The organism is Mesorhizobium sp. M0898, assembly GCF_040319695.1.
Classification (GTDB): Bacteria; Pseudomonadota; Alphaproteobacteria; order Rhizobiales; family Rhizobiaceae; genus Mesorhizobium.
In genome coordinates, this window is the sequence record NZ_JAMYOE010000027.1 from 72,508 (window position 1) to 95,634 (window position 23,127).

Below are 23,127 nucleotides of genomic sequence, written 5' to 3' on the forward strand. Positions count from 1 at the left end.
GCCTTAGCCACATACCGCGAAACGATCTGATCGGCGGCAGGTTCCTTGGCCGCTGTCACCGGCGCGACCGGGAACCCTCGACCTGATCATGAGTTTCGGATCCAGGCGCTCACAACGGGATGCGGGGGTTACCAGTCATTTTCGGAGCCTTTCGATCGAGGAGGCAAAGTTGCGACACCGCCAAATCAGAGTTGACGGAATTACTGTCTTCTTTCGCGAGGAAGGCCCGGCCGACGCTCCCGTGCTTCTGCTGCCGCACGGCTATCCCTGTTCGTCCTATCAGTTTCGAAGGCTGATGCCCGGACTGGCTGATCGCTGGCACACGTTCGCCCCGGATTTTCCTGGCTTCGGCTACAGCGCTACGCCCGACATGGCTGCATTCGGCTACGATTTCGAGACCTATGCCGGGTTTTTGGCGGCTTTCGCGGACGCGCTCGGCCTGTCTCACTATGCGCTCTGGCTGCACGATTACGGCTCGCAGATCGGATTGCGCCACGCCATCGCCTATCCGGAGCGCGTTGCCGCGCTTATCATCCAAAACGGCGACATCTACGAAGACGTGCTCGGCCCGAAATACGCAGCCATCAAGGCGTATTGGAACGACAAGACGCCCGACAAGCATCGCCCGCTGGAAGAAGCGGTGAGCGAGGAGGGCTTCCGGCACGAGTTCATCGGTGAGGTTGGCGAGGCCGTGGCCGAGCGCGTGCCACCGGATCTGTGGAAACTCCATTGGCCTCTGATGGACACGCCGCCCCGTCGGCGGCTTGCGGTCGGCCTGATGGAGAAGCTGGAGGCGAACCTCAACTGGTTCCCGAAATACCAGGCTTATCTGCGCGAACGGCAACCACCGACACTGATCGTCTGGGGTCCCGAGGATGGCTATATGCCGGCCGCATCGGCCCGCGCCTACAAGCGCGACTTGCCGCAAGCAGAGCTCCATCTCCTCAATGGCGCCGGCCACTGGCTACTGGAAACCCATTTCGATGAGGCGCTTGCGTTGGTGCGCGACTTCCTCGCACGCGTTCACAGCCGAGCACCGACGCGACCGTCAGGTAACCAGTTGAAAGCGTGGTGATCCCGACAGGAATCGAACCTGTGACCTACAGATTAGGAATTTGTCAGACGGCCTTTCCTATTGTTTCCAAATGCCGGTCTTTGTATGATTGAGCAGGCTATAACATATTCAAGTTGTTGTCATTTTCGTACGGCGCGGCTATGATGGCGTAGACAGACCAACAGATCGAACATGGCGCAATCCCCGTACTAATCCCGTACTAATTGTCATGACAGACCTTAGAATCCCCCTTACAGACCGCGCCGTTGCAAGCCTCGAGCCGGCGTCTTCGGGCCAATATTTTGCTCGGGACCCCGACCTGCCGGGCTTCATGGTACTCGTAGGCAAACGGAAAAAAACGTTCGTCGTCCAGGGTGATCGAATGAAGGCGGGCAAGCGTCTTTCCGTCCGGATGAAGGTTGCTGAGGTTGGAGAACTCACAACGCGTGCGGCGCGGGCGAAGGCCAAGGATATTCTCGGCAAGATCGCCAACGGCGTGGACCCTCGCGCGTCGACGCGCAAGCGGGACGGCGAAGCTGCAGCGGCTGATTTGTCTTCGATTGCAAACCCCACGCTGCGCATTGCCTGGGAACGCTACCGCGACGGGCATATGAAGAACAAAGGCCGCAGCGATGGGACGATCAACAACTATCGTGACCACGTCGAGCGACTGTTGGCCGATTGGCTTGACGAGCCACTGTCCAAGCTCGGTAATGATCCTTCCCTCGTGACTGTGCGACACGAGAAACTTTCCAAGGAGAACGGTGCCTATATCGCCAACGGCTGCATGCGAACGCTACGAGCCGTCTACAACCATGCTCGCAAAGTCGCCCGCACGCTGCCTGCTGACAACCCGGTGTCGGCCATAGACTGGAATGCCGAATATCGGCGCAACACCGCGCTCGGGCTTTCGGATCTGGAGGAATGGTTCACACAGCTCGCGGCCTTGAAGAACCCGGTTCGTCGGGAACTCCATCTGTTCATGCTGTTGTCAGGCCATCGCCCTGAAGCGATCAGGAAGGCGAGGATCGAGCATGTCGATTTTCGCGCGCGTGTCCTGCACATACCCAGGCCGAAGGGTGGCGAGGTCAGGGCGTTCGACATACCGCTTTCGAGAGCTATGATCCGCTGCCTGGTTCGAGTGATGCGCATTGGTCGAGCTCTCTACGGCGAGCAATCGCGTCAATGGCTGTTCCCGGCCGACAGCGAAAGCGGTCACGTCATCGAGCACAAGGAGAAACGCCGCGATCTGTCGAAATGGGGGAATGACCTGCGGCAGACGTTCCGCACCATCGCCCAGGCCGCGGGCGTTGCCGAGCTGGACGTTCACCTTCTGATGAACCACTCCATCCCGGGTGTTAATGCAGGCTACATCACACGCAACAAGCTGTTGAGTGATCACCTGCGCCAGCAGCAGCAAGCCATTTCACAGAGGATGCTCGAAGCCGGGAGGCCGCGACAGAAAGGATCGAAGCGTTGTGCTTCTGCTTGGCCTACGCTACCAAGCAAGCGCCTGCTTTTCTAACCTAGTGACTGGCAAGGATTAGCGGCTTCAAACGTGTTCGGGGATTCGAGTCGCTAGAGGGATACCGCCAATACAGTGCGGCAACTGAATTCATTTGCTAACTCGACTTCCTTGCCAGCTATAGGCGGTTTACAGCGTCAAATCGTTTCCGCGCAACCACTTCTGTAATAGTACAGTAACCGTCTCGGTCTAACCGAGGCGGTTTTTCGTGCGGCGAATTTGAAAATGTCTGGATTGCGTGAGGTCGGGCGGGTATTTGAATATTTGCGCGAAGCCCTTGATGAATCTCAACCATCGGCGGAATACGCCGTGCAGCCTTGGGACCGTTGCAGACAACAACGAAATCGAGAGGAAAATGCTTGTGAGCGGTCTCATTGTTGCAGACTGCTGATGCACTCGCCGTGGAAGGTTTGGGTGTCCTGACCGGGCGCGCTGACGCTTACGCTGGCAGGCAGCCGCAGTGAGAAAGTGAATTCCTGAGCCCCATAAGCTGCCGACATCAAGCTCGATCCGACACTAAGGGGTACGGGTTTCGTCGGGCCGACCTGCACCGGCGTCTTCTCGTTATGCTGAGGCGGGAGGGTCTGGTCGTGAACCACAAGAAGCTGTTCCGGCTCTATCGGGAGGAGAAGCTCGCCGTTCGCCCCCGTGGCGGCCGCAAGCGGGCGATCGGCAAAACCGATTTGTAGGAAAACAGCGCCCAAACACCGCTAATCCTGCAATTCCAAAGCCGCTATCCGCCTCAATCAACATGCCAGATCAATGGCTTGCGGATAGTTCACGGTCGATACTTGTAGTTGCGCTTAATTTCGAAAATACATTCAATCGAAGCTCCAACTCTAACTAACTTGTGTTATCCTGCGCCCATCGTCGGCTGCTCGAGGGTTGCAATTGCCTGCCATTTTCGTCAGCCATTCTAGTCAAGACTCTTCATTCGCGCGGCAGATCAAAGATTGGCTCGCCGCCGAAGGATACGAACAGGTTTTTTTAGATTTCGACAACATCCAAGTCGGCGAGCATTGGGAGAAACGTCTCTACGAAGAGATCGTTCGATGCCATGCAGTTATTCTTGTTCTGACGCCTGCCTGGTTAGATTCTAAATGGTGTTTCGTGGAATTTACCCAAGCGCGAGCTCTGGGCAAGGCAATATTTCCGGTGGTTGTTTCGCCTCTTGGGAGCAAGCGGGTCGCGCCCGAAATTCAGGGAATTGATCTCGACGAATGGAACGCCAGTGGCCAGGAGCGTCTACGACGTGGAATCAAGGAAATCACGGACCTGGTAGCCCGTGGTTTCGTATGGGATCGTTCGCGCGCGCCCTATCCGGGTATCTACGCATTTGACTATCAGGACGCAGCCGTATTTTTCGGACGTGACACGGAAAGTCGCGAGGTCATTGAGCGACTTGAGGCCCGACGCGTCCAAGGTGGCAAGCGACTTCTTCTAATCGTTGGCGCTTCGGGCAGCGGTAAATCAAGCCTGCTCAGGGCTGGCATCTTACCACAACTGGTTCGCCAGCGCGGGCGTTGGATTGCTATTCCCCCCTTTCGACCTGAACGTTCACCGCTCACCAACCTTGCCAAAAGCTTGGCCCAAAAATTAGGAGAATCTGAAAACTGGCGTGATTGGAAAGAACGACTTCAGTCCGACGCCCTGTCCGCTCTCAGATCTGCTGCCGATAAGCTTCGCGTCGGCGATGATCGCGACGCGTCAATCTTAGTGCCGATTGATCAATTCGAAGAAAATTTTACCATCGGCGATGTTGAAGAACGTAGCACCTTTCTGGCAGCGCTCCACATAATCGCTGATCCTCGGTCCGGACTGCCGTACCTCGCGGCTGGAACTGTGCGCTCCGACGTCTTGGGGGACCTGCTCCGCTCGCGTCAGTTCGTCAGCCCCTTCGACGAATACGGATTGCGAAACATGAAACACGAGCGGATAGTGGACCTCATTGAGGGGCCTGCGGGCGTTGCTGCCCTGTTGCTCGAAAGGGGGTTAGCCCAGCGAATTGCAGAAGACGTTCATTCCGTCGAAGCGCTCCCCATTCTCGCTTTTGCATTGCGCGAACTCTACGAACGATGTGGCAAAGCTGGGCGGCTGACGATCTCCGACTATCAAGAGGTAGGGGACCCAACCGAGGCTTTCAGTCCAATCGAATATGCCGTTCGTCGACGGGCCGACGACGTGATCGCGGGGGGATCTACTGCCCATGTCGATCTAGCGGCACTAAAAAACGCGTTCATACCCCATATGGTCCATATCAGAGACGATGGCACGTTCGTTCGGCAGCCGGCGCTCCTGACAGATCTTCCAGCCGCCGCTCGGCCACTGATAGAAGACTTTGTTAGTGCACGTCTTCTGAGCAAAACGACGCTGGAGATCGAAAACGAGGCCCGCACGGTCGTGGAGGTATCGCACGAATCTCTGTTTAAGGCGTGGCCACTTCTCGCTGGGTGGCTCAATGAAGAGCGAGCATTCCTGATCGGCAAGGCCCAGCTCGCGAGAGCACTTGCTGACTGGAAGGCTGCCGCACGGGGAGGTGCCGGGCTCCTGCAAGGACTTCAGCTGGCGCGGGCGCGACGATGGCTCCATGATCATCGTAGCGGACTGTCTCTTGAAGAGGCTGCATTCATCCGGACAAGCTGGAAGCAAGAATGGAAACGCAGGCTTGAGATAGCAGCAGTGATGATCGCCGCCTTGATTGTCATAGGCACCGTCGGAACAAGGGCCTTGCTGACGCAGTATGCCAAACGGACGGCCTCGCAGTGCGACCTTCTTGCCGCCGATGTCGACAACAATGTATTTGTTCCTGGTGTTGAATACGATCGAATTGACTTCGGGCACGCAATACCTGCGTGCGAGGCCGCGGTTCGCGCCGAACCTAACAATCCCCGGCTGATGTACAATCTTGGCCGAGCCTACGACAGGGCTGACCGCTATCGAGATGCAGCCGAGTGGTATCGATGGGCCGCCAATCTCAACTGGGTACCAGCCGAGAACAACCTCGCCGTTCTCTATCTCTACGGGCGAGGTGTCCCCATGGATATTGCGCAAGGCGTATCACTTTTACGAAAAGCAACCGCCGAGGGCAACGGAAATGCTGCCCAAGGGGGGATCGTCCAAGCCGAAGCGAACTACTATCACGCGGACTTCTCGAACGTATTTGGAGCAAATCCCACTCTGTCCGTAATAATCAAGAACAAGCTTGTCGAGAAAAGCTTTCTGGTGAAAGATCAAGTTTCACTGCCTTGGGGGGTTGAAGTTTCCACGGCGCTGGAAAACTTCAAACGCAGTGAGAGCATCGCTGACAATGGCTTAAGTCTTCGCGTCCTAGACCGTCTTGGTGTAATTGAAGAGCTTTCTGCACAGATTACTAAGACGAGCAGAAATTAACGCGCGCAAAATTCGATAGCGAGATGACCGGAGGCCTAAATTGGGAATACGGCTATTTTATCTCCTTTTCGTTCTTGTGTGCTTCACAAACGCAAACTGTTCGGCGGCAAGCACCCCTCCTGGCGCGTACCGGGTCAGCGCATCCGCGTCAGGCGGCATCCTCAATATGCGGAACGGACCAGGCACCGGTCATCGAGTGATAATCGCAATTCCCGCAGGCGCGAGCGGCTTGGCCGTGTCCAATTGCCAGCAACCAGACGATGGAAAAAGCAAAAACTCATGGTGTCGAGCAAAATGGCAAAGATATTCCGGCTGGGTATCTAGCTGCTGTATAGAGAGTATTCCCTTGGCCGACTCTGGATCGGACAGCCACTTTCCTTTGGTATTCACGTCTGTTTCTTCGCTGAAGAAAGTCGGGATTGCTCTTGACCTCAATGTCAACAAGTCAATTCATTTCAACGCGCGATGTTATTATTACGGCGATGGCGGATGGGACATATCTGTGAGTCCTGCGCTCCTTGCATTCTACCAGCATAAAGGTTTTTCCAGAGAGAGCCTTTGCTTGGCGCTAATCAGCGGCATCCGGTTCAATCCCGTGACCGGAAAACGGCTGGCGACCTACATCTTGATCAATGATGTTGCTGCATTAGCTGCGGGAGCAATTGAGTCCGGAACACTGTCCGACGAATTGCCATTGTCTATCCCCGAATGTTTCAAGAGAGGCTTACCCTATTCCGACTGTAGCTGGAACTACGATCCTCTCAGCGGACAGCGGCTGTCCAAGACGAAGACCGCTAAATATGCGCGCATCGGAGTAAATCTTACGGCGATGCTGGCCAAACATCCACGCACGGAAAGTTGCTCTGGCTCTAACATTGATCAAAGAACAGATGAATATAGAGGCATTGGATCAGAATCCCTTTTGAAGGGAGCCCTTTGTCAGACTGGCTACGGCGGCGACGAGGTATCGTTCTACGCCTATGGGGGGAATCTTTCGACTGGCTTCGGCTACGCACTCTACGCCGATGGGGAGGCAGGCCCCGAAGCATCACCTGCCGTGGTCAAGGCTGCAGCCGAAGGAAAGAAGGTGAAACCCCAGATCGACCCCGCCGATCTCAGGACTGTTTGGAATACGGGCAATCAATAGCCATGCTAGTTGATAGTAGCCGGCAAGGTTGTCGGAGGACAGCGGGAGGCGAAGAGGTTGGTGCACATCTTCATTTGTTTTTATCGCTTACGGCTCTTGCGGCTGCCATGGATCGCTGCTGGCCTGCTCGCCGGGTCCCTTATGATTGGTTCAAATGATGCCGTAGCTCAGACCGACATCGGGGCCAGTTTCAGGGTTACCGGTCTATCTGCTGAAGACACGTTGAAAGTGAGGTTATCACCCGCTCCCGATGCGAAGATCCTCTGGGAACTAGGGCCCGGCCAGCGCCGTGTCGTGTCGACAGGCCGGATTTCGCATAACGGAGCTTCGAAATGGATGGAGATAGTATCCAGTTGGGGCGACGAAACCGGATGGGTCAACGCTGGGTTTCTCACCCTTGACGGACTGCCGGCGACTACCGATGCGCTTTTCGACGCAGGCATCAGCCTCAAGTATGCCGCCGACTTTGACCAACCACGGTTCAGCACGGCCAAAAAGAGCCAGGCAAATCGATGCCCATCCTATATCCCAAACCTTGTTGACGTAGCAGTTTCCGATCAGATGCTTGCCCACTTCAAACAACGCGGATTTAGCTTAGCAACGTTGTGCCTCGCCATTACCACTCCAATGACAATTGACCTTGCAACTGGAATTGACCTCCCTTGGCTAGCTCTGTCGAAAAGTGCTGCGTATAGCGAGTGGGTTGTCCTCTTGAATGTACCCGATTGCTTCAGGAACGGTACACCGTTGTTGGATTGCCCGGTCAATTTTGACTGGTATTGGCCAACTCTTCCTGGTGATTCTGACCCTACTTCTTATAGGTCGGATGGAGAATTGATCGATGAAAGAGTTAAGAAATTTATGGCTCAACGTTCAATTTCGAACGTTGTGATAGACTCCCAAGAATATGACGAGAAATTTGGTGAAGCGTTCTTCGGCAAGGAGTTACAACATATTGATTTTGTTGCCGTCTCCAAGTCATTCATACGCGGCTATGCTTATCGACTTCATACCAACCATGACGCAGGAGACGGATTGACGGCAGCAGAACTAGAAGCGGCGATGACGCCAAGTCTGAGAAGAGCTCAAATAGACGCTGCTTCCCTTGGGCAGGCCTGGAGTGACGCAGTTGCCAGGGCACCACTTAGTCAGTCGCCGACGGGGACCAAATGAGCAGTGTGGAAGCCCCATTTCCATCATTTGCTAGACAGTCAACAAGTTTGTCCTCCTGGTAGTGATCGTATGCTGATGCGTCCGGGGTTCAGGCGATGACGGCCGGCCTGCAGGTCGGCGATTGCGCGAAGCTCAGTTCGTCTCGGCAAACACGCATCGGGCGGGCCGAGGCGTAACCGATGCATCGCTTTCGGGGCCGTTTCGCATATCCTGTGGCAAAGGTGGGCGCCTATCGAGACCAATTCGCTCCGCGTGAAACAGTAAATGACAGTTTTTTTCGGCGTCCGGAACAGAACTGCTTGTGTTTGTGACGTCTACGCGACGAGGTCGCTCTACTTCACTTGGCGCCACGCGCCTTCTCGATATGAAAACAGCGGTGGAAACTGCGGGCAACCCCTACGGCGTGGTCGAGGCTAGCCTGCATAAAGCCGGCGAAATGCAGGGCAAAGTCGAAGTCTCTCCGGTATTTCGCATCTGCTGCGGTTATCTATTCATTTCCTGCAATTCGAATTGAACTCTCTTAATAAACGTACTATAGCCTTGGATCCACGTGCCGACCAGTACTTTCTTGTCTTATTGAGACGGCTTGCGTTCTAGCGCCGAGCATTCTCAACTGCGCGACCGAGATGGCAACGAGGATCAAAAAAGATGGAAGCGGCTGTTGCGGTCACCCAGTCGGCAGCTTCCGCCGAGTCAGAACATGAACAGCAATTCCGCCGCAAGTACGAGTACGACGCGTTTATATCGTACCGTCGCAGCGATGCTGGCCAGCTCGCGCGCTGGATTCGGAATAAACTGCAGCGGTTTCGACTTCCGGCGAAAGTCATCCGCGGATTGTCGCGTGAGAAGCGCGAACTTTATAAGCGCAGACCACAAATCTGGCTCGACACCTCATACGAGAAATCGAGCGATGATTTTCTCCTCAGAAAGGTGTTTCCGGCCCTCAACAAATCAGCACGAATGATCGTGGTGTCAACGCCGGCGGCGTTCGACACTATCGCCGGCAAGGACGGGCAGAGCCAGGATAACTGGCTGGTTCGAGAGATTGACCACTTTCTAGGTGGAACACGAGCAGATCTGGCAGACCGTCCGGTCGATTTAATCCTAGGGCCTGGGGCACTGGAAGATCGTTATCCGGGACGCCTGGCAGAGAGATTGCGCTGGGATTGGATAGACCTGCGCGGCTTCAACAGGTGGCGTGGCAATACCTTCAGCGAGACGCTCGATGACGGCGTAACCAAGCTGATTGCAGCGCTTTATGATGTTCCCGATCGGGACCTGCCCGTCTTGAGGCAGGAGGAGCGGAGAAGGCGTCAGCGCACAATCGTTGGTTTCACAGTTGCCGGCTTCTGCATCGCCGCTCTGACAACTGCGCTTGCCGTGTGGGGCTTCGTCGAACAATCCAATGCGTTTGCAGCACTTCAAAACGCCCTTACGACGCGTGCTCAGATGTCCATTCGTCTTGCCACCGAGGAGCTGAGCAAGAACGATCCGGACCATGCCCTGGCAGCGGCGCTTGCCGGACTGGAGACACCGAGTCCGGCGGAACCCGACCAGGTCATTGTGAGCGGCTCTGTCACTGCCATATCGAGCAGCATCGCCGATCAGACGCTTAACGCCACACTGCGTTATCATTCCGACTCAGTGTTAAGGGCAATCATCGCAGCTGACAGTACTTCCGTGATGACCGTAGGAGCTGACAGCCAGGTAGTCCTCTGGCATCGCAGCGATGAGCACCCGATCCGTCCGGTCAGAACCACCGCGCTTGTCGGGGGGGTCTTTGCCGCCAACTCGGATGGAAGTCTGATCGCATCCGCCTCGCAAACTGGACAGGTGGCTTTCTGGACCCCACTGGACTCCAAGCTGCTGCCCAAGCCATTTACCATTGGGGAGCAACCAGTCATGCTGGCGTTGAGCGACGAAAGCAAGCTTGCTGCGGTGGTAGGTGCCCGCGGAAATCTGGTAGTGTGGAACCTTGCGACGGACGAGCTTGCCTGGTCGACCTCCACTCCGGCTGCCTCGGTATCGCTTCTCGAGTTCGGCCATCGTTGCGACTGTCTGGCTGTCGGCACGAATTCAGGCGATGTGTTGATATGGCACTTGGGGGGCGAGGCTGAGCCAGCACTTGTTCGCGGGGCCTCAGGAAAAGTGACCAGAGGCGTATTCGATGGCGATGGGAAATTCCTGTTCAGCACTGATGACAGAAGGATATGGCGGATCTCGGAGCAGCAGATACCGACTGTGCTGGGGAAGCACGACGGCAATGTTATCGATTTAGCCGTTTCTTCTCTGGCGAGCGTTGCTGCATCTGCCAGCGTTGATGGAACCGTTTTTGTTTGGGATCTTCGGCCAGCATCAGGGCCGAACCCGCTATTCAGGCTTGAGGGCAACCTTCCCGTCACTCGCATTGCTCTGTCATATGATGGCGGCAGTATTGCGCTGGCCTATGCCGACGGGACAATCGCGATTTGGGATATCAGCGACTTGGGGTCGCCGCCCTTCGAGGCGCTGAGGCTACGGGGCCACACAGGCGCTGTCCTTGATCTGAGTTTCACCCCCGACGGAAACTGGCTTGTGAGCGGATCCTCGGACCGGACTGCACGTATCTGGCGGGTGCAAACGGCCTCACGCGCCGCGGCACTACAGGCCCATGAAGGACCTGCGATACATGTATTGGCGCGAGGCGGAGGCTGGGCGCTAAGTGCCGGCACTGAGGACAAGACGATCCACGTCTGGAGCGGACCACCGTGGAAGCTCGTGCGATCAGTTGTGGCAGGAAGCCCGCCCAGCGCCTTGGCGATCTCGGCTGACGGGAGACACGCCTTCATAGGCACCCGGACAGGCGACATTCTTCAGTGGGCGACCAGCGGCACGACATCCACTTTCATTTCCCGCGACAATGGCGTGATCAGTTCCATTACCATTTCGCCCGATCAGAAAACATTGGCTGCCATTGGCGTCAACGCGAAGCTACAGATATGCCGAATTGGAGAGACAACTTCGTCATGCGAGGCGGTCGAGCAACTTCAGGGTTGGGGATACTCTGTCGCAAGTAGTGAATATGGTCACTTGATCGGCGCCTCCTCCGGGGTTGAAGGCAGCAGCGGGGAGGCCCTCGTTCGGGATACTGGCGCAAGCAAGTCAGCCATATTTCAAGGACACACAGAACGAGTGTCATCAATCCGGTTCGATCATCTGGGGCAAAGGGCCGTCACTGCATCATGGGACGGCACGGCGCGAATCTGGGACCTCGGCCTGGCAAGAGAGGTTGTCCGGCTAGTGGAACCGAAGGGGCGCCTGTCAACTGCCGGCTTCAGCCCTGATGGTGAATGGATCGCTACGTGTTCCAAGGACACGGCAATACGGCTCTGGAAGATTCCGTCGTCAACAGAAGTGAACGGCCCAATCGTTCTCGAAGGGCATGAGAGCATTCTCATCTCGGATGAATTCTCGATCGGTCAAATCGAGTTCGATCCGACCGGCAGCCTGCTTGTGGCGTCCCTGGCAAGTGGCGACATCAAGATCTGGCACATTCCTGATGGCCTTCCGCGTGCGCTTCTGAAGGGTGATGGCTCCGGTATCCTCAGGTTCTCGTTCCAGCCCGATGGGTCGCAGATAACTGCGACCACCGCGCGAGGGCGCCTGTTAAGCTGGAGTGTGCCACCCGCACTCACCCTCGCCAACAATATTCTTCTGCCTCTAGCCCGCAGCATCGTGCCGCTTTCCGGTTCGCTGGCGGGAAAACTGGATGAATCTCTGAGTGATCAGGCCCAAGTGTCGCAAACCTGCCCATATGACAGTGAACATCACGTCGGACTTCCACCCCACCGGCTGTCAGGCGCCTCGCGTGCACGACAACACCTGGTATTGCCGACCAGTTGCGGGCCTGCTGCAAACGAACGCAATCAGACGATCTTCAGGGAGGCGATGATCGCAGAGGCCGAGGGCGACTTTGCCGCAGCGGCACGAAAATTCAGGGCGGCAGCTGACGCCGGAAACATCGAAGCAGCGATCGGTTTAGGGGATCTTGACTTGGTAGACGGCTTTGCCGGAGACCAGACCGGCCAGGCCGCGGACGAGTACGCCCGTGCGCGGAAGCTCGGTGCTCCCTCTGCCAATTCTCGGCTAGGCTGGCTGTTCCTCGCAGACAGGACGAATGAGGGTGTTGATGCGGCAAGAGCCTACTTCACCCAGGCTGTTGAACAGGGCGACGCGGACGGATTTGCCGGGCTTGCCTGGATCGACGATCAGCACGGTACTTCTCGAGATGATTTTGAAGCAGCCTTCTCGAATTATGTGAAGGCGCAGTATACCTACGAAGTCGACGGAGATTTCATTCACGCCCTGGAAATGGCTGAGCAAAGATCCATGCTCTCACATTTTCTGCCGCCGGCTCGCACAGCTGCGTTATTTCTTGAGGCCAGGCATTTCATGATGTCTATGCGCACTGACCAAAGATGAGCAACAGCTGCACAGGTCTCAGGCTGGTGATGGCATTCGCCCTCCTGACCAGTCCTGCATACGGACAGCAGACAGCCGGCGCTGCATCGCCGGCCCACATTGCCGATTTCGAGTTCACTTCGTTCCTGAGGGATCGGCCGTTAGACCTTGACCAGTTGCTCGGAAGGCACTTCAGCGAGGTCGTTCCTGGCGCGACATGGGAAGGCCTCCCGACACCTGAGGAGTACAAGAATCCGTCCATCAGATATGGCGTTTTTGCCAGACCCGGCCCTTTCATGAACAACTGGCATTTCATGAAAGAGCCATATTGCGTATCCCATTATAGCATGTTCATACTATTTTTTAACCATGGTTTCGTTTTTAAGGTGGAACTTAGATTCGTTTCGGACTCGTTCGCTGGACAGATAGATTCACACAATGCGTCTTTTTGTGGGAATGAAATTCCAATATTCGATAATATTGCAAAAGAACTTGGTGATTCAGTGATTAAAGAGAATGGATCTCGTGAAATTAAGAGATATACTGACAACTATGTGATGACTCTTTCGGCCGACGACAATGGTGCTGACTTGAGTTGGGACCTTCGCGGAGGACCAAGCTTGCCGAATTTCTGAGGTGATCGTGGATGTATGCACCAGCCAGAGAAACCAGTCCAGCCAGCGGCATTTCCAACCAATGACTATGCTCTTGGATTGGCGACGAGCAGAGTCACCTCATCTCACCGGAAATGGCAAGCGAACCGGGTCTTCACTTAGCGCGTCGTCGGCCGGAAACGGAGATTAGTCCGGTGCTGAATGAGAACTCCAGTGGTCAGTGTAGGCAATCGGGCGGCGCCCGGTTCCCTACCTGGTAGACCGCCTCGGTGGTCTGACGACGCCAAACGGCCGCATCAGTCGTCGGTTCTCTTTACTGCGACACATTACAGTTGAGCTTCCAAAGTGACGAACCTCAGTTCTATAAAAGTTTAGGAAGAGGCTGTTGGCGTTGCACCATGGACTACGAACCTGCGAAGGACGCAGCGCTAATAGGGGACCAGCCGGTAAAGGCCAAGGTATTCATCTCATATTCCCGCAAAGACATAGACTTCACTGATCGTATCGAAGCGGCCCTGAACGCACGAGGTTTCCAGGTATTCATCGATAGTCGAGAGATCTCTGCGCTTGAGGAATGGTGGGAGCGGATCGAGACACTTATCACGCAAGCGGACACAGTCGTGTTCGTGCTCAGCCCGGATTCGCTCACTTCCACCTATGCGCAGAAGGAGATCTCGTTCGCAGGCTCTCTAAACAAGCGCTTGGCGCCGGTCGTATATCGCCGGGTGGACGGGCAGGTTGTTCCTGAGGTGCTCGCGAAACTTAACCATGTCTTTTTCGATGACGAAGCCAACTTCGAAACAGGTGCTGACAAACTCGCCGAAGCGCTGCGCATCGACATTAAGTGGGTTAGACTGCACACCGAATTTGGCGCCGCAGCGCGCCAGTGGTCTGTAGCGAAGCGGCCCAACGGGTTGTTCCTGCGCTCGCCCCTGCTTGAAGAAGCGGAACGATGGATCGCTGCGCGTCCCAAAGGTGCGCCGACCCCGACGGAGGAGACGCGATCGTTCATTGAATACAGCCGGGCTGCGACAACCCGTCGAAGAAACATACTGACAGCCAGCCTGATCCTAGGCCTCGTTTTTGCCCTTGGGCTTTCAAGTTATGCCTTTTATCAACGATCTAAGGTCCAACAAGAGCTAGGTCGGGCGAACAATGCTCTCGCTGCCGCCATTAACAGCGAGTTTAATTTTGCGCCTGTTATTCCATTTACGACGCGGTCGCGCCAAGCGCTTTGGACCTTGGCAACTGCCGATAAAGCAGTGAAACGGAGTTTTGTATCAGCACTCATAACCAGTCCCGGAGAAATGCTCCGAACTGCCCCCGGGTTCATTCAGATATCCCGTGCGCTTGGCTTGATGTGGCCGTCGGAGGCCGAGGCACAGATTCTCTTCGACCTTAGTGTCAGCAGCTCCCGAAGCATCGGCCTCGCTAACCTCTCTGTGCCGGTATTGAACGCTTTGGCGGAAGGCCTGAGCGAAGAACAGACAACGCAGGCTCTCGGCCGGCTTCTACCTCAGCTCGGGCAGGCGAATGACTTTGCACTTCGGGGGGTGGCGCCGGCGATCGAAGCGCTTGCGCCGAAACTGACCAAGACGCAGGCGACGAAGGCGCTCGACCCTGTGCTTCGCCAGTTAGAGAAGACAACCGACGCTATCGCGGTCCAACAGCTCGTCCAGACGTTCCTGGCCCTGTCCGCGAAGTCGTCTGAGGCTGACGTACGACGGGCGCTTGATCCATTACTACGGCGTCTTGCTGAGGCTAAAGTGCCGTGGAGCATCATAGCGTTGGCACAGGCGCTTGAAGTATTGGCACCAGAACTGACAGAGGCGCAGGCAAGGCAAGCGCTTGATCCTGTGCTGCGACAAATCGAGGAGACGATAGATCCCTCCTCTCTTGAAGCGTTGGCTCAGGCGCTCCAAGCCCTACCGGCGAATCCGTCAGAATCTAAGGTGCAGCAGGCATTCGAACAGTTGTTGCGGAATTTTCGCCAAAGAAGAACTCCATTCGAACTCCAGCGCATGGCTGGGGCGATCCGGTCACTGGCGCCGAAACTCACTGAAGCCCAAGCCCAAGTGGCGCTCGACCCGATTCTGCAGCAGATCGGAGAAACAACAGATACTTCCGCGCTCCAAGCATTGGGCCAGGCGCTCCAAGCCCTTGTGACAAAGCAGGCTGCATTTGAGACACGGCAAGCGCTGGGCTCGGTCATGGAGCAATTCGGCGGCCAAGGAACCAGCCCCAAGACGCTGCGAATGGGCGGGCACGAGCTGCAAGCATTGGCCCCGAAACTGACCCAGGCACAGGCAGGGCAAGCGCTTGACCCTGTGCTATATCACCTCGCGTACACGACAGATCCCTCCGTAGTCCAAGCACTGGCAAAGGCGCTTCAGGCGTTAGCGCCGAAACTGACTGAGGAACAGGCTGGGCGAATCCTCCATCCGATCCTGCAGCAGCTCGCCACGACCTTCGATCACGAAGCGCTTCAGGCGTTGGCCCAAGCGCTCCGGGCGCTGGTTCCCAAGCTGACCGACTCGCAGGCACAGGAGGTGTTCGACCAATTCCAACTGAGGGTAGTCCGTACGATCGATTCCAACGTGCTCAGTGCTCTCGCCGAGGTGCTCGAGGCGCTCACGCCGAAGTTGACAGATTCTCAGGCGCAGCAGGCATCTCGTACAGCCTCTTCATCGCTCGCGTGGGCTTCCAGTAAAGATGAAGCAGTCGAGTGGGCACGGTCACTCCTTGCACTATCACCCCGGCTTCATGAACAAAGTAACACTGAGCAACTAGTTGCGGCGGTTGCTTATCCAACCGCTGCAGGGCCAGCGACCGAGGTTTTGCTTGAGGCGATCAAGGCTCGAAACCCGACCGCGCCTGGGGCACAAGCCGGAACGGACGCAGTTCTCAAATGGCTCGCGACGAGGTACCCTTGGATTCTGGATGCCCCAATTTGCCCAGAACCGCCGCAGTCCCCATCCATACCGGACTTCAAATGTCGTTAGACAGACGATCCGACGCTCGTTTTGGGAAGGTTCCGTATAGTTGTCCAGGCTCAGGTTATGCTCGTTGTGCTGCTCACAGTCTTTTCCCCCGATATGCCAACTCACCATGGGGGTCGAAGACCAGTGACGGTGGATTTTGATCCAAATCCAATATGAATGGCGTATCACCGCCGGCGCTCATTATTTTGTTACCTATCCGCGTGAGTTCGATATCAACGGTTCCGATTCTCTCATAGTCAGACCTAACACGGACTCTGCGTTGGTCGAGCATGCTGATTGTCAAGGCAACGTCGCTGCGTGAATCGCCCTTCGAATCCGCTATGACATCGCCGACGTAGCTACCGGTCGCGATCTCAGCAAGTCCACCGACTGAACCGACTGGCTCCGTGATTTGGACAGAGGGATCGGATTGGGTGCTCGAAGAAACGCGCTGTTGAAGTTCAGTTCGCCATCCATCCCGCGCAAAAAGAAAGAATCCAATTGAGGCGATAATCACCGCTGTCGCGACCAACATCCAGGCCCGATACGAGCTTGATGGCTTTGTCCTACCCGCGGGCAGGTGGTTCGCCGGGGCGCGGCCAACTGCAGCAACCAGGCCGTCGCACAAGGATCGAAAGCCGCTATGTGCGGGATCCCCATTCCAGTTCATCAAATCCGCGGTTTGCTTGCGTCGGAACTCAAGCGGCAGCTTGACGCCCTCGATGCTGGCCGGGACCAATACACCCCGCTCCGCCGCTACGGTCGCCTCGTTCTTTACCCATTCTGACGCGATCGAATGTTTTGACCACAAAACAACGACACTCTTTGCGGTTTCCAACTCGCGCTCAATTGCTTGATCATAAGTTTGACCCGCTACGATGTTGCGATCCCACCAAACGGACCATCCCAACGCGCCGAGAGCGCTTGCGAGCTTCGCGGCTGGGCCGCGATCTTCAGATGCGTAGCTGATAAACACATCGGTGACGGTAACTTCACTAGCATCAGATCGCTGCTGGCGGACACCCGGCGCGATCATGCCGTCCGCCCAGCTAGCTGCGATGCTCCCTCACCTGCCAAGGATCGGTGCAGCGGCAGTCCGACCTTTGGCACACGGGCGACCAGGGATGCGTAACACCGAATTGCTCGAGTGTGCGCGAAAAAAAACTCACCCTCTGCCCATAGCGCATCAGCCAATGGCATTGCCTGGTCTAAGTCCGGGCGTGAGTAGCTCACGAAGACTCTCATAATCCACCACCCAAGGCAGTAAATCATGCGGAGACATGTTCCTTCAAGTGAAATGAGGCAAGGGAGATAACCTTGACCGGATGAGCGTTCGGCGCATGCAGCCTGTCCCTGCCTTCAAGCTCACAGCCGCTGCTGTCCCTGCAGGCATTGCGCCCATCGGGTGGCGTCGAACCCGAAACTTGTTGCTGCCGTCTTGGTGATACTTCGGCGCAACTGGATTTCTGCGTTCCGGCGCGTTGAACTGGCGTGCGGTCAATTTCGCGTCGCTGGCGATTCCCAACCCAAAAAGACGACTCTGTTGCGAGGCACCTCCGTTGACGCCGCTGCTCATAGCTCGGTTACGATCAACTGGGACACTCTTCGGACCGTTGGGTGCGTCGGCGAAGGGTGATCCGGCGCCAAGGGCGAGACCGGCCCACTGGATATTCCCCCCCTGGACCAGGTTCTGTTGAATTGACGATGAGTTTAGGCCGGCGCGCTCACCGCGCGCGATGATCTGTCCAGATCGTGGACGAACATGCGCGCCAACTGTTCCATGAGGGCAACCCGGCTGACCACCCTCACCAATGCGCCGTTCGATGTAATTGGTACGCACGGGTGTGGCCAGTCAAGAATGCCTTTCAGGAACGGAGAGGCAGGGCCGGCGCGATCCTGTTCCACCCCGCGCCGCAGCAGATCGCCACCGAGCCAACTCCGCACCTCGCGAGGCGATACCAGGATGCGGACTTGGGCTTCCGACTGCACCACGAACAGCGCATTCCATTCCGCACCCCGTTGATCAAGTGCGTAGTCAATGTTGCTTCTGTCGATGGGGCTCTTTCGACAATTGTGGTCGAATTCCTGAAGCAGTTGGTTACTTCTCGCAAGGCGATCGCGAACTGTTGCCGGCGTTGCAGCACCTACGAAGGTGTCTCCGGCTTGAAGAAAAATTAGGAGGTCCGTCGCACCGATCTCGTCCACAACGCAGGCGAGGAAGAACAATCGCGTCGACCACCAATATGGTTTGTCGCGCAGGTCAATCCTCAACACGGCCAGTTGCGGGGCGTCAGCGAGCGACTGCTTCATCGCCCCTAGCGTCGACTCCTGGACAGGCCCACCGTACATCAGGGCTTCGGTGAACCCGGATTCCAGGGCCAGCGAGACCATACCTGTACGGTCGCTGATTTCGCGGCGGTAGATGGAAGAACTGACCTGTCGCGCGAGATCTTCGGGAGTCTTGAAGATGCCGGCGAGCCAATTACTCAGCAAATCGTCGCGAAAGCGCTTGATGCGGGCACCACTTTCGTTCTCGCCCGTCACTGCATCCATGAACGCTGCCGGACAACTGGCTGCCGGGTCGAGGAGAAACACAAGTGGCTTCTTGGGAACTGCCGCAAGAAACTCGCATTCGGTGATCGACGTCCTCCCTGGTCTGGCTCCCGATGGCCAAGCGGCAGTACCTGCGCCCGTCTTGGCCGGAACATAGCCGTATCGCCACGCAACGATACTCACGCAGACATCGGCATCGCGAGCATCAGCAAGGCATCGATCAAGCGGGCGTGTCCCCTCAGCGACATACTCTTCCATGCTTATGACTTCATGGCCCATCTGCCTCAGGACGAGAGCTACTGCTGCGCGATGTTCAATAAGATCGGAATAAGTCGCCGATATGTAGATGCGCATGTTCCCGCCTCAAAAAGCTGTCCGGCCTTGGCAGCCAAGGGTACTAGTTTATAATCAAGAAAAATATCAATGCTTCACATTTTCCCGCGTCGATCACTCTTGCTGTGTTGGAGATTCGGCATGTGGGAAAGCTCCTCCAAAGGGGTCAAGCAAAATGACGTCCGCAGTTGCGTTGCTCTTTAGCGGTCACATGATCGATCTTCCGAACCGTCGCCAGCCGCGGTTCCCCGCCGATCGGGAGAGGGCAGCAGCGGCTTGGATTCAGAAAAAGGTCGAAATCGGAAGCCGGGGAAGCAGTGCCGCCGGATTCAGCAGCGGTTCGCGGGGCGGCGACATTCTTTTTCTTGAGGCATGCAAGCGCGAGCACATAGAGACACACATCGTATTGCCTTTCGAACCCGAATTGTTCGTGCAGACCTCTGTATCCGGCGTCCCGACCGGCAATTGGGAACGGCGATTCTGGGATGTCTGGACGGCGACGCCACAACAGCATCGGGAGGTTCTCGGCCTGACCGTTTCGGGAAAAGCCTACGAAGCATGCAATGCGCGGCTTCTGGATCTGGCGCGCCAGCACGGCAGAGTTCACCTCATCTGCCTGTGGGACGGCAAGGCAGGCGACGGGCCTGGCGGCACGGCGGATCTGGTGAGAAGGACCCAAAGGTTGGGCGACATCGCCGACGCAGTCGCGCCGTTGAATCTTGACGGCTAGCCGGAATCTCGGGACGGTACAAGGGGAGTGCGGAAAGATGCCGAGTTGCTTTGTGATCATGGGATACGGCGAGAAGACTGATTTCGAGACCGGGCGGAAGCTCAATCTTGATGCGACTTACCACAACATTATCAAGCCCTCGGCCGAGGCGGCCGGCTATACCTGCATTCGCGCAGACGAGGTGTTGCATTCCGGAGTCATTGATATCCCGATGTACGACATGCTGCTCGACGCGGATCTGGTGATCGCTGACATCTCAGCCTCCAATCTCAACGCCATGTTCGAGCTTGGTGTGCGACACGCGCTTCGTCCACGCTCGACCATCATCATCGCCGAAAGCCAGTTCAAGAGCCCGTTCGACGTCAACCACATAGTTATCCGCAAATACACCCACCTCGGACCGGATATCGGCTACACCGAGGCCGGCCGGATGCAGAATTGTCTTAAAACGCTTATGACCGAGATTTGCACATCCGAGAAGCCGGATAGTCCGATCTATTCATTATTGAGACTAGAACCGCCGAGGCGGCTTGCCGCGACAGCAGCCGCGGTCCCCGGCGACGTCGGAAGCCGCCCCGGCGCGGTCGCCGAGGCCTCAAAGGCGTCAGATGAAACCCATGCCGCGTTGTGGGCCGAAGTGGCCGCAGCCAGAGCCGCCGGCGACTTCGTGAAGGGAAAGGCCATCTTGAGTGGGATTTACGACAAGCAGACACAGCGCCCTGGTCAGCAGATGCAGGCCGCGCGGCCGCGCGTCGTACGCGAACTTGCATTCTGCACCTATAAGATCGGTGACAGCCATCTCAAGGCCGATCCGGCAGCAGCAGCCAAGGCTTATGAGGAGGCCATCACGTTGCTCCGCACGCTCGATCCCGAACAGACCACAGACCCCGAAACGCTCGGCTTGTGGAGCAGCGTTCACAAGCGACGCTTCGATTTGCCGGGACGTTCCGAAGGGCAGCGCCTCAACGATCTTGAAGCCGCCATCTACACGGCGGAACGCGGTTTTCTGATCCGGCAAGACTACTATACCGGCATCAATCTCGCTTACCTGTTCGATCTCCGCGCCAGCATCAGCAGCGGCGACCAGAAGATAGCAGATCGAGTCTTCGCCGACCGCGTGCGCAGACGCGTGGTTACCGCAGCTGAAAAAGCCGTCAAACTCATCTCCGAGCGGCTTGTCGGCGCCGATGGGCAGCCCAGCGCCGGCGCCATGGAAGAGCTGTACTGGGCTCACGCCACGATTGCCGAAGCCTTGATCGGTCTCGGCGATCAGAAGGGCGAGCACGCATTTGAGCAAGCCAAGACGTATGCCGTCGCGGACTGGATGATCGCCACTACGGCCGGACAGATCAAAAGGCTCAAGGCGCTACGCGCCACGTGAGCGACCCGCGAGGGAACCGTTGGCAGCGCAGATTCTGCTCGCCTCGGCGACGGCGGCGGCAGTCCACCGACTGTCCTCATTGCGCGGTCATCAGTTTCCGCGATTTGCTTTTCCCGTTTCGGCAGCGACCCCATTTCGACCCGAGCCTGCGCTCGGCGTGGGCAATCGGCGCACATAGCGCGCACTTGCCACCTCCCGATCTGTCAGCCGAGCCACCAGTCGCGCTTTGTCATCGCCATGGCTCCCATCCCTGCGATTCACCTATCCATCGGCCCCTGAATTGCGACGTGTCCTCCTGTCTGCCACGCCACCCCTTGTCGCGATGAACGATAGTGATGGGGTTGTCTAATCGCCGCTGGGACGTCAAGCATGTAATTGCGTCGAGACGACGCTGCCGGGTGCATGGTTGTCTTCGCGGTCGACATCAGTCGCCGCATGATGGAGCTCCGCGGACGAGCCTTCAATGTGGACGACGCACTTTGCTGAGACAGCGGTGCAACCCCATCAGCGGAATGGCTCGGCTCACGTCCCGGCAGGGACGTCTCAGATCCTGAACGCTATTCGCAAGATTTCATGCTGTGGCGCCTGCATTTCGATCAAAGAACTCACCGGTCTTGAGCATCGAATGCATTATCACCGCCAGTTTGCGCGCCACAGCCACGGCAGCTCGTTTGAAGCCAACCCTCTCCCGGAGCTTGAGGCCCCACGTGCGCAGGCTGCTGTCGATCGAGCTGCGTGTCAGGATGACCGCCGCAGCCTCATAGAGAAGTCCCCGCAAATGTCGATCGCCGCGTCGGGATATATGGCCGTCATAATCGACTTCTCCCGATTGGTAGCGGCGAGTTGTCAGGCCGATCCAAGCGGCAACAGAGCGGGACTTCTTGAAGTTGCCCGGATCTTCAATGGCAGTGGCGAAAGAGGTTGCGGTAATGGCGCCGATGCCGGGGATCGACATGAGTATGCGGCATGCTTGGCTTTGACGTGCATCTGCGACAAGCTGGCGCCCAAGCTCGGCGGCACGGATGCGAATGCTGCGCCAGGCTTCCAACATCGGTAGGACGACAGGAGCAAGCTCGCTCTGATCGATAAGAAGGCTCCGGACATTCTTTTCGAATGTAGTTCCCTTACCGGCGGGAACGAGCAAGCCGAACGTTTTCATGATCCCTCGGATCTGGTTGGAAAGCTCGACGGTGATCCGGACCAGCCGAGTGCGTGCTGCCACGAGCGTGCGGGTCAACATACTGTCGAAGCCTTTCACGCGCACCTCGCGAAAGAATCCTGCTTCAGCAAGACGCGCCAAACCATCGGCGTCATTCGCATCCGTCTTGTTCGCCGCCATATCGAGAGCGGCTTTGGCATGGCGCGCATCGATGCAGATGGCTGGCAATCCCTCGGCGCGCAGCGCATGATAGAACCAAACTGACAGCGGGCCGGTTTCGAACACGACGCGCTTTGCGGCCGGCGCCCGCGTGCGGACAAGCTCGGCAATGATCCTGGGATCAGATGCGCACTTCCCGCGCCAGATCCGTTCGCCTTCACGGCGGATCGACACTGCCGTCTCTTTCATCGACACGTCGAGACCGATATGTTCTTCCATGGCTGTTCTCCGTTGATGCTGGGCCCGGCGTCCAGTCGTGAGCCCGTATTTCATCTTATCGGGGAACAGCCACCCTCCAAGGCTATGATCGGTTCAGGGCGCGTCGCTCCCGCGATTACCCCATGTGGACGCCCCCTCGACGGCATCGATGTGCCAGAATGGTGGTGTTTGACAGCCACCGTAAGAGAGGGAGCGTCCACAATGGAAGT

Annotated in this window: 13 protein-coding genes and 1 pseudogene; 11 read left to right on the forward strand and 3 right to left on the reverse strand. The window is 57.0% G+C overall.

What is annotated here, in order from left to right:
* The first annotated feature begins 169 nt into the window (after nucleotides 1–169).
* From NKH90_RS23945 to NKH90_RS23985, 9 genes and pseudogenes are all read left to right on the forward strand, one after another.
* On the forward strand, nucleotides 170–1,075 hold the full coding sequence (locus tag NKH90_RS23945) for an alpha/beta fold hydrolase (RefSeq protein ID WP_352821338.1): 906 nt from the start codon (nucleotides 170–172) through the stop codon (nucleotides 1,073–1,075).
* Between the two features lie 208 nt (nucleotides 1,076–1,283).
* On the forward strand, nucleotides 1,284–2,579 hold the full coding sequence (locus NKH90_RS23950) for a tyrosine-type recombinase/integrase (protein ID WP_352821341.1): 1,296 nt from the start codon (nucleotides 1,284–1,286) through the stop codon (nucleotides 2,577–2,579).
* 533 nt (nucleotides 2,580–3,112) lie between these two features.
* Nucleotides 3,113–3,253 (forward strand): annotated as a pseudogene (locus NKH90_RS23955) (IS3 family transposase); the annotation flags it as partial.
* Between the two features lie 217 nt (nucleotides 3,254–3,470).
* Nucleotides 3,471–5,969 carry an nSTAND1 domain-containing NTPase gene (locus NKH90_RS23960; protein WP_352821344.1) on the forward strand — a complete coding sequence of 833 codons (2,499 nt, stop codon included), beginning with the start codon at nucleotides 3,471–3,473 and terminating at the stop codon, nucleotides 5,967–5,969.
* 346 nt (nucleotides 5,970–6,315) lie between these two features.
* The gene (locus tag NKH90_RS23965) at nucleotides 6,316–7,116 is read left to right on the forward strand and encodes a hypothetical protein (protein ID WP_352821346.1); all 801 of its coding nucleotides are present in this window, start codon (nucleotides 6,316–6,318) and stop codon (nucleotides 7,114–7,116) included.
* A gap of 60 nt (nucleotides 7,117–7,176) precedes the next feature.
* Nucleotides 7,177–8,289, forward strand: coding sequence for a hypothetical protein (locus NKH90_RS23970; protein WP_352821349.1), 1,113 nt, complete (start codon nucleotides 7,177–7,179; stop codon nucleotides 8,287–8,289).
* Between the two features lie 648 nt (nucleotides 8,290–8,937).
* Nucleotides 8,938–12,750, forward strand: coding sequence for a hypothetical protein (locus NKH90_RS23975; RefSeq protein WP_352821352.1), 3,813 nt, complete (start codon nucleotides 8,938–8,940; stop codon nucleotides 12,748–12,750).
* A complete protein-coding gene (locus NKH90_RS23980) occupies nucleotides 12,747–13,364 on the forward strand; it encodes a hypothetical protein (protein WP_352821355.1) in 618 nt (205 codons plus the stop codon). The genes NKH90_RS23975 and NKH90_RS23980 overlap by 4 nt, the downstream gene beginning before the upstream one ends.
* Before the next feature lie 377 nt (nucleotides 13,365–13,741).
* The gene (locus NKH90_RS23985) at nucleotides 13,742–16,345 is read left to right on the forward strand and encodes a toll/interleukin-1 receptor domain-containing protein (protein WP_352821356.1); all 2,604 of its coding nucleotides are present in this window, start codon (nucleotides 13,742–13,744) and stop codon (nucleotides 16,343–16,345) included.
* A gap of 73 nt (nucleotides 16,346–16,418) precedes the next feature.
* On the opposite strand, the gene NKH90_RS23990 is transcribed toward NKH90_RS23985, so the two are convergent.
* Together NKH90_RS23990 and NKH90_RS23995 are read right to left on the reverse strand one after the other, a co-directional pair.
* Nucleotides 16,419–17,360 (reverse strand): toll/interleukin-1 receptor domain-containing protein, encoded by a 942-nt coding sequence (locus NKH90_RS23990; RefSeq protein ID WP_352821359.1) that lies wholly within the window; start codon nucleotides 17,358–17,360, stop codon nucleotides 16,419–16,421.
* Between the two features lie 674 nt (nucleotides 17,361–18,034).
* Nucleotides 18,035–19,231 carry a DUF4062 domain-containing protein gene (locus tag NKH90_RS23995; RefSeq protein ID WP_352821361.1) on the reverse strand — a complete coding sequence of 399 codons (1,197 nt, stop codon included), beginning with the start codon at nucleotides 19,229–19,231 and terminating at the stop codon, nucleotides 18,035–18,037.
* A gap of 154 nt (nucleotides 19,232–19,385) precedes the next feature.
* Here NKH90_RS23995 and NKH90_RS24000 point away from each other — a divergent pair, with 154 nt between their 5' ends.
* A complete protein-coding gene (locus tag NKH90_RS24000) occupies nucleotides 19,386–19,940 on the forward strand; it encodes a hypothetical protein (protein WP_352821364.1) in 555 nt (184 codons plus the stop codon).
* 37 nt (nucleotides 19,941–19,977) lie between these two features.
* On the forward strand, nucleotides 19,978–21,321 hold the full coding sequence (locus NKH90_RS24005; RefSeq protein WP_352821367.1) for a tetratricopeptide repeat-containing protein: 1,344 nt from the start codon (nucleotides 19,978–19,980) through the stop codon (nucleotides 21,319–21,321).
* Between the two features lie 571 nt (nucleotides 21,322–21,892).
* Here the strand turns inward: NKH90_RS24005 and NKH90_RS24010 are convergent.
* Nucleotides 21,893–22,918 (reverse strand): IS110 family RNA-guided transposase, encoded by a 1,026-nt coding sequence (locus NKH90_RS24010; protein ID WP_352821369.1) that lies wholly within the window; start codon nucleotides 22,916–22,918, stop codon nucleotides 21,893–21,895.
* Nucleotides 22,919–23,127: the final 209 nt, after the last annotated feature.

Coding starts and splice junctions, on each gene's coding strand:
- NKH90_RS23950 (WP_352821341.1), top strand. CDS start 1,284: ATGACAGACCTTAGAATCCCCCTTACAGACCGCGCCGTTGCAAGCCTC.
- NKH90_RS23975 (WP_352821352.1), top strand. CDS start 8,938: ATGGAAGCGGCTGTTGCGGTCACCCAGTCGGCAGCTTCCGCCGAGTCA.
- NKH90_RS23980 (WP_352821355.1), top strand. CDS start 12,747: ATGAGCAACAGCTGCACAGGTCTCAGGCTGGTGATGGCATTCGCCCTC.
- NKH90_RS23985 (WP_352821356.1), top strand. CDS start 13,742: ATGGACTACGAACCTGCGAAGGACGCAGCGCTAATAGGGGACCAGCCG.
- NKH90_RS23990 (WP_352821359.1), bottom strand. CDS start 17,360: ATGATCGCGCCGGGTGTCCGCCAGCAGCGATCTGATGCTAGTGAAGTT.
- NKH90_RS23995 (WP_352821361.1), bottom strand. CDS start 19,231: ATGCGCATCTACATATCGGCGACTTATTCCGATCTTATTGAACATCGC.
- NKH90_RS24000 (WP_352821364.1), top strand. CDS start 19,386: ATGACGTCCGCAGTTGCGTTGCTCTTTAGCGGTCACATGATCGATCTT.
- NKH90_RS24005 (WP_352821367.1), top strand. CDS start 19,978: ATGCCGAGTTGCTTTGTGATCATGGGATACGGCGAGAAGACTGATTTC.
- NKH90_RS24010 (WP_352821369.1), bottom strand. CDS start 22,918: ATGGAAGAACATATCGGTCTCGACGTGTCGATGAAAGAGACGGCAGTG.